Source organism: Solibacillus sp. FSL K6-1781 (assembly GCF_038630735.1).
GTDB lineage: Bacteria > Bacillota > Bacilli > Bacillales_A > Planococcaceae > Solibacillus > Solibacillus silvestris.
Genome location: NZ_CP152038.1, coordinates 2,431,181 through 2,445,644, shown reverse-complemented (window position 1 = coordinate 2,445,644; position 14,464 = coordinate 2,431,181). Strand labels below are relative to the sequence as shown.

16 protein-coding genes and 1 pseudogene are annotated in these 14,464 nt (G+C 39.9%); all 17 read left to right on the top strand.

The features are described from left to right. Nucleotides 1–5 precede the first annotated feature (5 nt). Nucleotides 6–1,202, top strand: coding sequence for an acyl-CoA dehydrogenase family protein (locus tag MHH37_RS12205; RefSeq protein WP_342573283.1), 1,197 nt, complete (start codon nucleotides 6–8; stop codon nucleotides 1,200–1,202). Nucleotides 1,203–1,221: 19 nt separating this feature from the next. Then, nucleotides 1,222–2,394, top strand: a complete 1,173-nt coding sequence (locus MHH37_RS12200; RefSeq protein WP_008404141.1) for an acyl-CoA dehydrogenase family protein — start codon at nucleotides 1,222–1,224, stop codon at nucleotides 2,392–2,394. Between the two features lie 213 nt (nucleotides 2,395–2,607). Further along, a complete protein-coding gene (locus MHH37_RS12195) occupies nucleotides 2,608–4,029 on the top strand; it encodes an MFS transporter (protein WP_342573280.1) in 1,422 nt (473 codons plus the stop codon). 52 nt (nucleotides 4,030–4,081) lie between these two features. After that, nucleotides 4,082–5,404, top strand: coding sequence for an aldehyde dehydrogenase family protein (locus MHH37_RS12190; RefSeq protein WP_342573279.1), 1,323 nt, complete (start codon nucleotides 4,082–4,084; stop codon nucleotides 5,402–5,404). A 389-nt stretch (nucleotides 5,405–5,793) separates the two neighbouring features. Continuing rightward, nucleotides 5,794–6,196 (top strand): annotated as a pseudogene (locus MHH37_RS12185) (cupin domain-containing protein); the annotation flags it as partial. A gap of 180 nt (nucleotides 6,197–6,376) precedes the next feature. Further along, a complete protein-coding gene (locus MHH37_RS12180) occupies nucleotides 6,377–6,637 on the top strand; it encodes a metal-sensitive transcriptional regulator (protein ID WP_008404135.1) in 261 nt (86 codons plus the stop codon). 30 nt (nucleotides 6,638–6,667) lie between these two features. Continuing rightward, nucleotides 6,668–7,165 (top strand): DsrE/DsrF/DrsH-like family protein, encoded by a 498-nt coding sequence (locus tag MHH37_RS12175; RefSeq protein ID WP_173364548.1) that lies wholly within the window; start codon nucleotides 6,668–6,670, stop codon nucleotides 7,163–7,165. Between the two features lie 10 nt (nucleotides 7,166–7,175). Continuing rightward, nucleotides 7,176–7,517, top strand: coding sequence for a rhodanese-like domain-containing protein (locus tag MHH37_RS12170; protein WP_342573278.1), 342 nt, complete (start codon nucleotides 7,176–7,178; stop codon nucleotides 7,515–7,517). A 13-nt stretch (nucleotides 7,518–7,530) separates the two neighbouring features. After that, a complete protein-coding gene (locus MHH37_RS12165) occupies nucleotides 7,531–7,827 on the top strand; it encodes a rhodanese-like domain-containing protein (RefSeq protein WP_065215751.1) in 297 nt (98 codons plus the stop codon). A 41-nt stretch (nucleotides 7,828–7,868) separates the two neighbouring features. Continuing rightward, a complete protein-coding gene (locus MHH37_RS12160; RefSeq protein WP_342573275.1) occupies nucleotides 7,869–8,429 on the top strand; it encodes a sulfurtransferase TusA family protein in 561 nt (186 codons plus the stop codon). A 1-nt stretch (nucleotide 8,430) separates the two neighbouring features. Further along, complete coding sequence (locus MHH37_RS12155; RefSeq protein WP_008404130.1) at nucleotides 8,431–8,826, top strand: DsrE/DsrF/DrsH-like family protein; 396 nt, start codon at nucleotides 8,431–8,433, stop codon at nucleotides 8,824–8,826. Between the two features lie 45 nt (nucleotides 8,827–8,871). Then, nucleotides 8,872–9,999, top strand: a complete 1,128-nt coding sequence (locus MHH37_RS12150; RefSeq protein WP_342573272.1) for an MBL fold metallo-hydrolase — start codon at nucleotides 8,872–8,874, stop codon at nucleotides 9,997–9,999. 122 nt (nucleotides 10,000–10,121) lie between these two features. After that, a complete protein-coding gene (locus MHH37_RS12145; RefSeq protein WP_008404128.1) occupies nucleotides 10,122–10,349 on the top strand; it encodes a sulfurtransferase TusA family protein in 228 nt (75 codons plus the stop codon). 154 nt (nucleotides 10,350–10,503) lie between these two features. Beyond that, complete coding sequence (locus tag MHH37_RS12140) at nucleotides 10,504–11,283, top strand: sulfite exporter TauE/SafE family protein (protein ID WP_173364549.1); 780 nt, start codon at nucleotides 10,504–10,506, stop codon at nucleotides 11,281–11,283. A 163-nt stretch (nucleotides 11,284–11,446) separates the two neighbouring features. Then, entirely contained in the window at nucleotides 11,447–13,102 is a 1,656-nt protein-coding gene (locus tag MHH37_RS12135; RefSeq protein ID WP_342573270.1) for an alkaline phosphatase, read from the top strand. 134 nt (nucleotides 13,103–13,236) lie between these two features. Next, nucleotides 13,237–13,749, top strand: coding sequence for a GNAT family protein (locus tag MHH37_RS12130; RefSeq protein WP_014823539.1), 513 nt, complete (start codon nucleotides 13,237–13,239; stop codon nucleotides 13,747–13,749). Nucleotides 13,750–13,775: 26 nt separating this feature from the next. Then, complete coding sequence (locus MHH37_RS12125; protein WP_342573269.1) at nucleotides 13,776–14,345, top strand: dihydrofolate reductase family protein; 570 nt, start codon at nucleotides 13,776–13,778, stop codon at nucleotides 14,343–14,345. Nucleotides 14,346–14,464: the final 119 nt, after the last annotated feature.

The following is a 14,464-nucleotide window of genomic DNA, read 5'->3' as shown; positions in this document are numbered from 1 at the left end:
TATGGATGGACTTTTCGTACACAAGTCAGGAGGAGCAGTTTCGTCTGGAGCTTCGCGAATGGCTGGAAAATAATCTACCGGAGGGCTGGCTGGATGGCACATTTAAAATTCCGGAAAATCAACAAGAGCTAGGCCAATTTTTACGGAATTGGCAAAGAAAACTTTCAGAGGGAAGATGGGCAGCGATTGCTTGGCCGGAACAGCAAGGCGGCCGCAATGCGACGCTGATGGAAGAAATCATTTATCATCAGGAAATGGTTCGTGTGAAGGCACCGCCACTTGTTAACTATGTGGGCTTACATATGGTAGGTCCCACACTCATGCAGATCGGCAGCAAGGAACAGCAGGAGAAATATATATCAAAAATTATTACCGGTGAGGAAGTATGGTGCCAAGGTTATTCTGAACCAAACGCAGGCTCGGATTTGGCTGCTGTTCAAACGACAGCGGTGAAAGACGGCGATAAGTGGATTATAAATGGGCAGAAAATCTGGACAAGCTTTGCCCATTTTGCAGATCGCTGCTTTTTAGTAGCCCGAACGAGTAAGGGCGAGAAAAAGCACCATGGGATTACATGTTTTTTATTGGATATGAATCAGCCGGGCGTCGAGGTTAGACCAATTATTCAAATGGATGGAGAGCATGATTTCAATGAGGTTTATTTGAATGATGCGGTTGCCTATGAAAGTGAAATAATCGGTGCTGTCGATGATGGATGGCGTGTAACAATTGCGTTGCTCATGCATGAAAGAACGGGCATTGGTGCACAGGTGTTCTCATTGGAACAGCAATTTGATGAGCTGGTGGAACTGGCCCGCAATGTTACGGAGGATCATGTGCCTGTAATAGAAAAGCCGGATGTCCGCAAAAGACTGCTGGATTTGTATATTAAGTCGCGCGGGTCCTTGCTGAACTATTACCGCAATTTAACTAAGCAGCTAAAAGTGGGTCATCCTGGAGTGGAAGGCTCAATGGATAAACTCTTAGTCAGCGAAAATACGAAAGAACTGTTCGCAGAAGCCATTTCAATTCAGGGGCACCAAGGGCTGTTATGGAAAAAGGATGCCGTGTATGGCGACTCGTATTGGCAAAGGAATTATCTCTATGCCTTTGGTCAAACAATCGGAGGCGGTACGAGTGAAATCCAGAGAAATACAATTGCGGAGCGCATTTTAGGCCTGCCAAAGGATATTGGCAAATAAATGAGAAGAAGGTGAATAGATGGACTTTTCTCTAAGCCAGGAACAGGAAATGTTTCGGGAATATATAAAGAAATTTTTAGGGGATATGGAACATACGAAAATTGCAAGAGATTATATTGATAACAAAACAGAGCATGTAAAAAATATTTTATCGGATTTAAAGGAATTGGGCTGGACAAAATTGAATATCCCGGAAGAATTCGAGGGAATGGGCTTAGGCCAGCTCGATTTAGTGCCGATCATGGAAGAGTTCGGCAGGGTATTGCTTCCGGGTTTACACCTTGAAACAAATGCATTGGCAGTTCCTTTGATTGAACGTTTCGGAACGAAGGAGCAGAAACAGTATTTTTTAAAGGAAATAGCCGACTCGGATTTAAATTTAACGGTGGCATGGTTAGAGCCAGGTGGCAGCTATAAAGAGCAGGGAATCCGGCTTTCTGGTGAAGTGAGTCAGGGGCAGATTATTTTAAATGGTGTGAAAACACAGGTGCCAGATTTAGAGCTCGCACAGCATGCTATAGTTCCGCTACGAATACACAATGAAATTACATTAATCACTGTCGATCTTAGCACACCGGGAATTTCAATTACACCACAGGATAATTTTGCTGAAACGAGAAAGCTGTCAATGGTTGAATTTGAACAAGTGAAAGTTCCGGCTGAAAATGTTATTGGCCAAATAGGAGATGGCTGGGGAATGTTGCAGGAGGGTTTGCTTTATTATAATGCTGCGTTATCTTCCGTAGCGGTAGGTGCAATGGAGCATATAGTGGAGATGGCCAGCGAGTACGCTAAAATCCGTGAACAATTCGGAAACCCTATCGGCAGATTCCAGGCGATTAAACATCGTCTAGCAGATATGAAATTGGATTTGGAGACTGCACGTTCGCTTTCCTATTATGCAAACTGGGCAATGGAGACTTTTTCAGAAGACCGGATTGAGGCAATTTGCAGTGCGCGTATTTTTGCAACGCAGGCATTCATTCGATTGGCGTCCCATAATATCCAAATTCATGGCGGGATTGGATTCACGGAGGAAATCGATTGCCACTTATTTATAAAGCAGGCTAAATACTACGAAAATTATTTAGGAAGCATTGATCAATATTATGATCTGGCAATTAATGCTTTAAATTGGACCAGTCAAAATTCTGTCCAAACAGAGCAGCAACCTATTATGGCGCATAAATAGAGGATGATATATAGAGAGTGATTTGCGTTTAAATATTTGAAATATTTAAATCAAGTCGCTCTCTATTTTAATGAAACTCAGAAAATTAGTCCGAATCTATAGATAAGACGTCTGATCCGACGACACAACATTGTTTTAGTTCGGGCTATTTGTTTAATTGAGCGGAAAGTTTAGTCTAACAAAATAATCAAAATCAAAGAGGTGATTTTGTTCATGTTAAAAACGTCTATAACTGTTGAGTCGCTAACATATAAACAAAAGGTTTTATTAATGGTTGGGGTCTTTATGTGTATAGAATTGGGGCTTATGGTTTCCTCCCAGTTCTCAGTCGCGTTGCCTAAAATTATTGATGATATTGGCGGCATCGAATTTTACTCGCTCGTATTCACTGTAAATTTGACTGTAAGTGCAATAATGACGCCAATAGTGGGGAAAATGAGTGATATTTATGGACGCAGACAAATTTTGATTATCGGTATTTTAGTTATCTTAGTCTCGGAAATAATAACACCTTTGTTGGTATCAAATATTTACCATTTAATGATTTTCCGGGCGATACAGGGCTTGGGCGGCGCACTTGCGGCTGTAGTTGGTCTGATCGTCATCAGCGATATATTTGATTTGGCGAACAGGGCGAAGTTTTTAGGGTTTTATGGGGCATTAAATGCCATTACAGCAATAGTCGCACCTACATTGGGTGGAATATTTGTACAGTATATGTCCTGGCACTGGGTATTTTATTCGATTGCTCCAATTGGAGTGATCGGCTTGTATTTAGTCATTAAATATATGCCGAATATTCCGAGGACAGAAAATGCAAAACTTGATTATAAGGGAATAAGTATTTTAAGTGTCGCTATTTTAGTTTTTGTTGCGATTACAACATTTGGCGGCTCAAGAATTCCTTGGCTATCTGTCCCGATGTTCGTGTTGGTAACCGTCTTTGTATTGTCGATTTTCGGTTTTATTACTAGCCAAAAGAAAGTTGCACATCCGGTCGTGCCATTACGGTTATTTAAATATCGGGTTTTTGTCGTTTGCATGTTAAGTGTTTTTGCCGTTATGTTTGCCGCAACCGGGCTAATTTTTTTATTGCCAATGTTCTTACAAAATTTATTTGGTTTTACACCAACTGAAACTGGCTTATTTATGACGTTTCGAGGGACGACTTCCTTCATATTTGCTGCAATGAGCGGATTCCTTGTTGTAAAATTGAAAGATTTCAAATTGGTTGCAATCATTGCGATGGTTATTTTTGCTTCTATGATTTTCACGCTAACGTTCTTTACAACATCTGCTTCTACATTAGCCTTAACGATTATTTGTTTAATTTGGGGAACGTCCAGCGGTGTTTTGATTTCAATTTTCCACACAGGAATTCAAATGAACTTGCCTGATAAAGATATTAGTGTTGCAATGAGTGTCATTCAGTTAGCTGTTGCAGTATCGTCGTTATTGGCAACATCTTTCCTGGGACTGTTTTTACGACTTCCAAATTTAAGTCAAGGCTTATCGTACTTACTGTTTGCATGCTTAGGGGCAGTTGTTCTTGCACTAGGAATCTTTGTCATCACATTGCAAAAGCGCAATTTGAAAATAGAGGAAGAAGAACCAGCCACAGAGCAGCTTGTTTAAATTAAAGGATTTGAAATAGGTAAGTTAAATTTTATAAAAGGGAGTGGGAAAGATGAGTTTTTCTACGATAAACAAGCTACAAAGTATTTTTGACAAGCAAAAAGGTTTTCAGTGGCAGGCACGTCAAACAACAGCACAGCAGCGTATCAAAAAACTGCTGAATTTGAAAAATGCGATTTTGACGCGTACACAGGATTTGGTAGAGGCCGCGAACAGGGATTTTGTCATGACGACTATGACAGCCGAGCAACAAATTTATTCCGTTACATCGGCGATAGATTTTACTGTTCAGCATCTGGAGCAATGGATGCAATCTGATCGGGTTGAAAATACTCAAGATGGAGAAGCCTATATTTTATATGAATCACGTGGCTGTGTTTGCATTTTCGGGACTTGGAATTCTCCATTGTCCGTAACAATTCATCCATTAGTAGATGCATTGGCTGCAGGTAACTGTGTATTAATTAAACCAAGCGAGTTTAATCCTGCCTATAATCAGATACTGGAAGATATAATTGAATCGGTATTTGATGAACAGGAGGTCGCGTTCGTTCAGGGGGAAGCCGATGTTTCCGAGCAATTACTGAAGCTGCCGTTTGATCATTTCTTCTTTACGGGCAGTCCCCGTGTCGGCAAAATAGTCATGCGTGAAGCGGCCGAGCATCTGGCAACTGTAACGCTTGAGCTTGGCGGTAAATCGCCGGTTATTATCGATAAAGGGTATAATCCTTTCAAAGCGGCGCAAACAATCGTTTTCGGAAAGGTAATGATGGCTGGACAGTTTTGTATTTCACCAGATTACTTATTTGTTCATGAAGACGATTTAACAGGTTTTGCACGGGCTTTTCAGCAAATGACGCTAGGTATGCTCTATGATGACGGTAAATTACGCACAACGGAGCGCACTCAAATTGTTAATGATGCACACTATTATCGGATTAAGGGGTTATTCGAGGATGCAATGGAAAAAGGAGCAACCGTATTAAGCGGAGGGATATTTGATGATGAAAATCGTTTAATCGAGCCGACTTTATTAGGAAATATTATGCCCGACATGCGGATTGCGGATGAGGAAATCTTCGGACCGCTCACATTTGTAAAAACGTATAAGGATGTGTCAGAAGCGATTCGCCATATCCAGCAGAATCCAAAGCCTTTAGCGCTATATATTTATAGTGAGGATGAGCATTTCCAACAGCAGGTGCTCCGAACGACGTCTTCTGGCGGAGTGACGGTCAACGGAATATTTATGCACAATACGCATCTTCATTTACCATTTGGCGGTGTCAATAACTCGGGAAGCGGCAATTTCCACGGAATTCATGGTTTTAAAACGTTCTCGCATCAGCGTGCTGTTTATAAAGTTCTTTCATGACATAGCGAAGAACTACAGAAAACACTTTTCCCATAAAGAAAAGTGTTATTTTTAATTTATTATGGAATAATAAATCCGCAAGATAGTTTAAAGGACATATAATCTTAAAACGGATACTAAAGAAACTAATTTATCCCTCTGTTTTCTTGTTGGGAGAAGAGATTAAATGGTTAACGATAGTTTTATCGATGATTGTTGTGGTATGTATAATAATCGAAAAAATTGCGCCTGTTTTAAAGGAATAAATGGAATTAACTTAAAAGAAAGTGAACGTTAACTGTAAGTTTTTCATAATCTATTTATATGGAATACATTGTAAGCTAAGGGATGAAATCAACATGAATTTTATGCCCAATATATAGTGGGATTTTGGTAACAGCATGAATGATATAACGGACTATGGCAAAAACCCATTTGTCATTATTATTCATGGAGCGACAGAGCGATAGTGCGTTCCGGACCGTTTTACGGACCAGGAATCATCTGCAATTGACTGTCATGAGTTTTCATCCAGGTGAGAATCTTGGGTTGGAGATGCATCCGAATGTCGATCAGTTTCTACGGATTGAACAAGGTCAAGGAATTGTTCAAATGGGTAAAAGTAAAGACAATTTAAATTTGCAATGGATCGTTTTTGATGATAGCGCCATCATCATCCCTGCTGGCACATGGCATAACTTAATCAATACCGGAAATATTCCGTTAAAGTTATATTCCATCTATGCACCACCAAATCATCCATTTGGAACAGTGCATCCAACAAAACAATGCGGAAAGACACATGAGCACTAGTTTTGGAAACTTGCACAAAAGTGCGAGTTTCTTTTTGTTGACATTTATACCTGCATGGGTATAATAAAAGGTGAGAGAAAGCTTTTCTGTTCTCAACACTACTAGAAAATTAAATATTTGACATATACCCTGAGGGGTAGTATAGTTTGGTTAATAAATCATTCCAAATGAGGTGAGCAAATGCAGTATGATCCAAAAGTATTGGCACGAATGAAAAAAGTCGAAGGTCAGTTACGCGGCATATTACGGATGATGGAAGAAGAAAAGGACTGCAAAGATGTTATCACACAACTTAGTGCAGTCCGTTCTGCTGTTGACCGTACAATCGGTGTCATCGTAACGGATAATTTAGTGGAGTGTCTTTCAAAAGAAGATGCCGAAACGATGGATAAAAATGCCATGGTCAAACAGGCAGTAGATTTACTAGTAAAAAGTCGATAAGACTTTTTATTTTTGAAATACATTATACCTATAGGGGTAGGGGGACTTTCGTTGGAAAAGAAAAGAACAACAATCGTATTATTCAGCGGTGATTACGACAAGGCAATGGCTGCTTACATTATTGCAAACGGTGCGGCTGCATATGATCATGAGGTAACAATTTTTCATACCTTTTGGGGTATCAATGCATTACGAAAACAAGAACCGGTAACTGTTAAGAAAGGGTTCCTGGAAAAAATGTTCGCCAAAATGATGCCGCGCGGAGCAGAAAAACTTGGCTTATCAAAAATGCAAATGCTTGGCATGGGACCAAAAATGATCAAGCATGTAATGAATAAGCATAACGCATTAACGTTAACACAACTCGTTGAAATGGCACAGGAACAAGACATAAAACTTGTGACATGTACGATGACGATGGATTTATTGGGACTTCAAAAAGAAGAATTGCTTGATGGCATCGAATACGCCGGAGTAGCGGCCTATTTAGCGGATGCTGAAGACGGAAACGTCAACTTATTCATATAAGAGGTGACATATGGAAACAATACTATTAATCGCCGTGATCGTGGCATTTTTAGCCTGGCGCATGAAGCCGGCAAAAGGCGTCAATACGATTTCGACGACAGAACTCAAAAGAATGATCAATGACAAAGACAAATTGTTTATTGATGTACGCACACCTGCTGAGTATAAAGAGCGCAATGTGAAACAATTTAAAAATATCCCACTTGGTTCTGATTTTTCAAAACTGCCAAAGGATAAGGAAATTGTGGTCATTTGCCAAAGCGGCATGCGTTCCAAACAAGCATGTAATCAACTGAAAAAATTAGGCTATAGCCGTGTCACGAATATACGTGGCGGCATGAGTGCCTATTAAGGAGGAAGAAAGAATGAAAACAATTTTACCAGAACAAGTACAAGCAAAATTAGAAGCAGGTGAAGCGGTTCATTTAATCGATGTTCGTGAAGTAGCGGAAGTAGAAGCAGGTCATATTCCCGGGATTACCCATATTCCATTAGGATTACTGGAATTCCGGATGCACGAATTGGATAAGAAAACACCATACATTATGGTTTGCCGTTCAGGCGGCCGCAGCGGTCAGGCAACAGCCTTTTTGGAATCACAAGGGTTTGACGTGACGAATATGACAGGCGGTATGCTTGAATGGAATGGCGAAGTTAAGTAAGTAAAAAATTTAAATAGGATAATACCCCTAGGAGGATAACGATGATTAAATCAGACGTACAACTTGATGCAAAAGGTTTAGCTTGTCCAATGCCAATTGTCAGAACAAAAAAAGCGATGAATGATGTGGCAGAAGGACAAGTGCTTGAAATTCAGGCGACAGACAAAGGCTCGGTGGCGGATTTAGCTGCATGGTCGAAAACGGTCGGTCATCAATATATCGGCTCAAATGAAGTAAATGGTGTGTTTTATCACTATATCCGAAAGTGCAATCCGGAAATCAGTGATGCAGCGGAAAAATCATTTGAACAAACGATTTCGAATGAAGATGCCGTGAAACAAGAAGGAATGATTTTGGACGTACGTGAAGCAGCGGAATACGCTTTTGGCCATATCACGGGAGCAAAATCAATTCCTATGGGCGAATTAGCAACACGAATGAGTGAACTTGATAAAGAAGAAACAATTTATGTTATTTGCCGTACAGGAACACGCTCGGATTTGGCAGCCAAACAACTGGCTGAAGCAGGATTTACAAAAGTATACAACGTCTTGCCTGGTATGACAGGTTATGAAGGCGAATTGAAGAAAGAGGTAGAGTAATATGACAAACAAAGTAGCAATTATTGCAGCAAACGGTGGGCTTTTCGATGCTTATAAAGTATTTAATATCGCAACGGCAGCAGCAGCTTCTGAAAAAGAAGTAGCCATCTTTTTCACATTTGAAGGTCTAAATTTAATTCATAAACAAGGGATGAATGCACTTGAAATGCCTGCTGGCAAAGAACACTTTGCGGAAGGCTTTGCTAACGCAAATGTACCGGCAATCCCGCAATTAGTGGAAATGGCACAGGATTTAGGAGTGAAATTCATCGCCTGCCAAATGACGATGGACGTGATGGGTTTGACAAAAACAGATTTCGTTGATGGTATTGAAGTAGGCGGCGCCGTTACATTCCTGGATTTTGCGAAGGATGCTGCACCAACATTAACGTTTTAACAAGAAAAAATTTTAAACCAAAATATACCGGTGGGGGTAATTTAAATGACAGTAACAGCATGGACAGCCGCACAAGTTGCGCGCAAAGTAATTGAAAACAAAGAGTTGTTTATTTTAGATGTTCGTAATGAAGATGCATTTAAAGACTGGAAAATCGAAGGTCACAAATTTGATTATTTAAATATTCCTTATTTTGATCTGTTGGATGGCGTAGATGAAATTTTACCGCAAATTCCAACAGACAAAGAGGTACTAGTTGTGTGTGCAAAAGAAGGTTCTTCTATCATGGTAGCAGAAATGTTAGCTGATGCTGGTCGTGAAGTTGGCTATTTAGAAGGCGGTATGAAGTCTTGGTCAATGTATCTTGAGCCAATTAAAGTCGGCGATCTTACAAACGGCGGAGAGTTATACCAATTCGTACGTTTAGGTAAGGGCTGTCTTTCTTACATGGCCATTTCTGAAGGCGAAGCAGCGATCATCGACGCAGTACGCTTCACAGATGTATTCACAAAGTTCGCTGAAGAAAAAGGTGTTGAGATTAAACACGTTTTCGATACACACTTGCACGCTGACCACATTTCTGGTGGTCGTCACATCGCTGCAGCTACAGGTGCAACATACTACTTACCACCGAAAGATGCAGAAGAAGTGGTATTTGACTACGAACCACTTGAAGACGGTTTAAAAGTACAATTAGGTGCTTCTGAAATCGAAGTAGGCGCACTTTATTCACCAGGTCACACAATTGGTTCAACATCATTTGTCATTGACGGTAAATTCTTATTAACAGGTGACATCTTATTCATCGATTCAATCGGTCGTCCAGACTTAGCAGGACTTGCTGAAGACTGGGTTGGTGACTTACGCGAAACATTATACTTTCGCTACCGCACATTAGCAGAAGATTTAATCGTGTTACCAGCTCACTTTATGATCATTGACGAGCTAAACGAAGACGGAACAGTAGCAAAACGCCTTGGTGATTTATTCGCTGAAAACCACGGTTTAAATGTGGAAGAAGAAGACGTATTCCGCTCAATGGTAACAGATAACTTACCACCACAACCGAATGCATACCAAGAAATTCGCCACGTTAACATGGGTAAAATTACACCTGATAACGACGAACAAACAGAAATGGAAATCGGTCCAAACCGTTGCGCAGTACGCTAATTTAGTTTAGCAATAGATGTTACACCAATGCATGCCTCACGCTCAAGAAGCACGCAACCGTGTTACACGGTAAACTTATAGATTGCTTACAACAAACAAATTTAAGAATAGAGGAATTTCAAATGAATATTACACAAACATTAGATGCAAAAGGCTTAGCATGTCCAATGCCAATCGTAAAAACGAAAAAGGCAATTGATAAAATAAACTCTGGTGAAGTACTAGAAGTTTTAGTAACAGATAAAGGCGCATTAAACGACTTCAAAGCATGGGCAGGTGCAGGCGGCCACACTATCGTAGAACAAAAAGAAGAAGCAGGCGTCCTGTACTTCTACATTCAAAAAGCATAAAAAAATAATAGCGGGTAGATGAAGCTCTACTCGCTATATCTTTATTCAGCGGGTGTATATAAACGCCCGTTGAATAAAGATAAACCCCGGCCGAAGTCACAATTATTTAGCTGTGGTATAAATTGAATTTTTGAAAGAAGGAAAACATATGGAAATCGATTTATCATTTATGTATATAGCTGTCATATTCGGGCTTGGATTTATCGGCTCGTTTCTATCCGGAATGCTAGGGGTCGGCGGTTCAATCATTAAATACCCGTTGCTGCTCTATATTCCGCCAATGTTCGGTTTGGTGGCATTTACCGCACATGAAGTTTCCGGAATTAGTGCTGTACAAGTGCTATTTGCATCGCTTGCAGGGGTTTGGGCTTACCGTAAAAGCGGGTTGTTAAACAGAGAACTCATTATCTATATGGGTGTGGCGATTTTAATCGGTAGCTTCATCGGCAGTTACGGTTCAGGATTTTTGTCTGAAGATGCCGTTAATATTGTATATGGTCTATTAGCCGCCATTGCAGCTGTCATGATGTTTATACCAAAGAAAACGGTTGAAAATACAACAGAAATTACCTTCAATAAAGTATTGGCAAGCTCACTTGCACTGATTGTCGGCATCGGGTCAGGAATTGTCGGGGCAGCCGGCGGATTTTTACTCGTACCGATTATGCTGACGGTGTTAAAAATTCCAACTCGAATCACGATCGCGACAAGCTTGGCAATTACGTTCATCTCCTCGATCGGTGGTAGTGTCGGCAAAGTGATGACAGGCCAGGTAGACTATTGGCCGGCATTTATTATGATTATCGCTAGTATCATCGCTGCGCCACTTGGTGCAAAAGTCGGTCAGAAAATGAATGTAAAAATGCTGCAATGGCTGCTTGCAATTATGATTGGTGCCACGGCCATTAAAATATGGATAGATATTTTACTATAATCAATTTTAAAAGTGGTGAAGCGGCATGATGAGCTTCACTCTTTTTTTTGACCTTCACAATGACTCAATATTTCTTAACAATTCTAACATTCTAGTTTTACAATAGAACTTTACAATGAAATCGAATTACAAATTAGCGGTTGCTTAGGAGGAAATTTCATTGATGAAGAACAAGAAAAAATGGTTTACTTATGCACTTGCGGGGACAGTGGCAGTATCATCTCTTTCTGTCATGCAGTTCAATACTGAAGCTGAAGCGAAACAAGCAAAAAAGGAGCCGACAAATGTCATCATGCTCGTGATGGACGGTTCCAGCAATAACGCTGTATCGTTAGCTCGCTGGTACAAAGGTGAAATTCTCGCAATGGATGAAATTTTAACAGGTGGTGTGACAACGTATTCAGCAGAATCGGCTATTACAGATTCGGCACCAGCTGGAACGGCACTTGCTACCGGCCATAAATCAAACAGCGGGTATGTAGGGGTACTGCCATCCGTAATTGATATGCCGGGTGTAGAAGGAAACCCGGACAATGCATTTACACCAGTTGCAAATGTGTTAGAAGGAGCAAAACAACTAGGCAAGGCTACAGGAATCGTGTCAACTTCTGAAATTCAGCATGCGACACCTGCCAGTTTCTCTTCACACGTAACGTCTCGCAGTAATTATGACGATATCGGAGAACAACAAGTGTATCAAAATATGGATGTGATTCTTGGCGGCGGATATGATTACTTAAAATCAGAAAACCGGAAAGATGGCGAAAATCTAGTTAGCGTAATTGAAGATAATGGATATGACCTAATTACAACGCGTGATGAGTTACTAACGTCCAATTCCAATAAAATTTACGGTAGTTTTGCCGGCAGTTCTTTAGCGTATGATCTAGATCGTACGAAAACAAACTCAAATGAACCTTCACTGGCAGAAATGACATCAAAAGCAATCGATACGCTGAACAAAGATAAAGATGGGTTCTTCCTTATGATTGAAGGGAGTAAAATCGACTGGGCAGCTCATGCGAATGATCCAATCGGAATGGTTACGGATATTTTGTCATTCGATGATGCGGTAAATGAAGCGCTGAAATTTGCGAAAAAAGACAAGAATACGATGGTTATAGCAGTAACAGATCACGGCAACAGCGGGATTACGATTGGTAATGAAAACACGAGCTCTACATATGACAAAATTAATATATCCAATTATATAAATCCATTGAAGAAGGCAACGATGACAGTGGAAGGTGCACTAAGTCAATTAAAGCCGGACCGTTCGAATTTAGTGGAAGTAGCTAAATTATATGGACTGGATAATTTAACTGCAGAGGAAACGGCTGCCCTGAATGCAACAGAAACGAAGAAGCTTGCCGGTACATTCGTCAATCTTTTATCAAAACGTGCGGATTTAGGATACACTACTGGAGGACATACAGGCGATGACGTATTCCTGTACTCATATGGACCAAAACGCATTTCCGGACTAGTAGATAATACTGATTTAGCAAAAGAAATGGCCAACTTCATGGGCATTAAGTTAGATAAATTAACAAAAGATCTTTACGCTAACGCAGAAGCAGCACTGAATGGCAAAGGAATGACGACTACAATCGACCTTTCGGATAAGGAAAATGCGGTACTTGTAGTGAAGAAAGGCACGACTACTTTTGAAATCCCTGAAAATAAGAATGTTATCATTAAAAAAACAACGGATAAATCAGGCAAAGAGACTACAAATGAAATTCAGACAAATACAATCAGCGTATACAATGAAAGTGGTTTCTATATTTCAAAAGAAACAATCAACAAGCTTAAGTAAATGCTAAGTGAAATCCTTGCCAACTCGTGTGGTGAGGATTTTCTGTTTGAAGTAATCAGAACGTTTTATTAAAAAGGTAAACAATCAAGTAATGTCGAAACTAGAAAATAGTAGTTATAAATGGGGGTAAGGGGATGCACACTGAAACCAAAAGATTATTAATACGAAAATTTAATATGGAAGATTTACAAGCGGTATATGAATATACATCCGATGCCAATGTCATGAAATATATACCTGAAGGGGTTTTTACAGAAGAAATGGCAAAAGATTTTATCGAACAAAACTTGGGGGAGGAAGCGGAGAAGTTCGCGGTCATATTGAAAGGTGAAAATACTTTGATTGGACATATATTTTTCGGTAAATATTTTGGAGATCATACTTATGAGATAGGCTGGGTATTCAATCCGAAATTTTATAATAAAGGATATGCTACTGAAGCGGCTAAAGCAATGTTACAATATGCCTTTGAAGAAAAGAAGCTACATAGAGTGATCGCAACTTGTCAGCCACAAAATCCGCCTTCATATCGTGTAATGGAGAAAATTGGCATGAGAAGGGAAGGATATTTCAAGAAATGTATTCCAAACGGTGATGAGTGGTGGGATGAATACTATTACGCGATTTTGGGTGAAGAGTGGAAGTAAGCGGCATCAAAGAGGGAGAAAAAATTATGGCAGATCATACAACTAAGAGAAGAGTAATTTTAGATTTGGCAATTACTTTGGACGGATTGATTGAAGGGAAAAACGGTGAAATAGATTGGTGTATTATGGACCCGGAAATGAACTTTAACGATTTTTTGAATCAAGTAGATACGATTTTTTACGGTAGAAAAAGCTACGACTTATGGGGACAATATATTCCTGAAGAAGGGGGCTCCGAAACCGAAAAAGAAATGTGGGATTTGGTTCATAGTAAAGAGAAATATGTTTTCTCCAGAACTCAAAACGTGACCGGTCAAGAGGCAATATTTATAAATGATAACATCCGTGAAGAAGTGATTAGATTAAAGAACAAACCTGGTAAGGATATTTGGCTATATGGCGGAGCAAGCCTCATTACTACTTTTATCAATTTACAGCTTGTTGACGAATTTAGATTATCCATTCATCCAGTCGTATTGGGAGAAGGCAAACCGTTATTTATCGATATAAAAGAGAGGTTAAATTTAAAAGTCTTGAATACAAGAACATTCTCTTCAGGGGTTGTACAAATCATTTATCATTATGAGGGGAACTAATCTCATCGTAAATTACAGGTGACAGACTTGAATCAGTAAACCGTTGTGGTCCTGAAATAGTCCCGTTCAATTTCATTAAATGGGCATAGTATAGAATAGTTAAGATTTAATGAAAGACC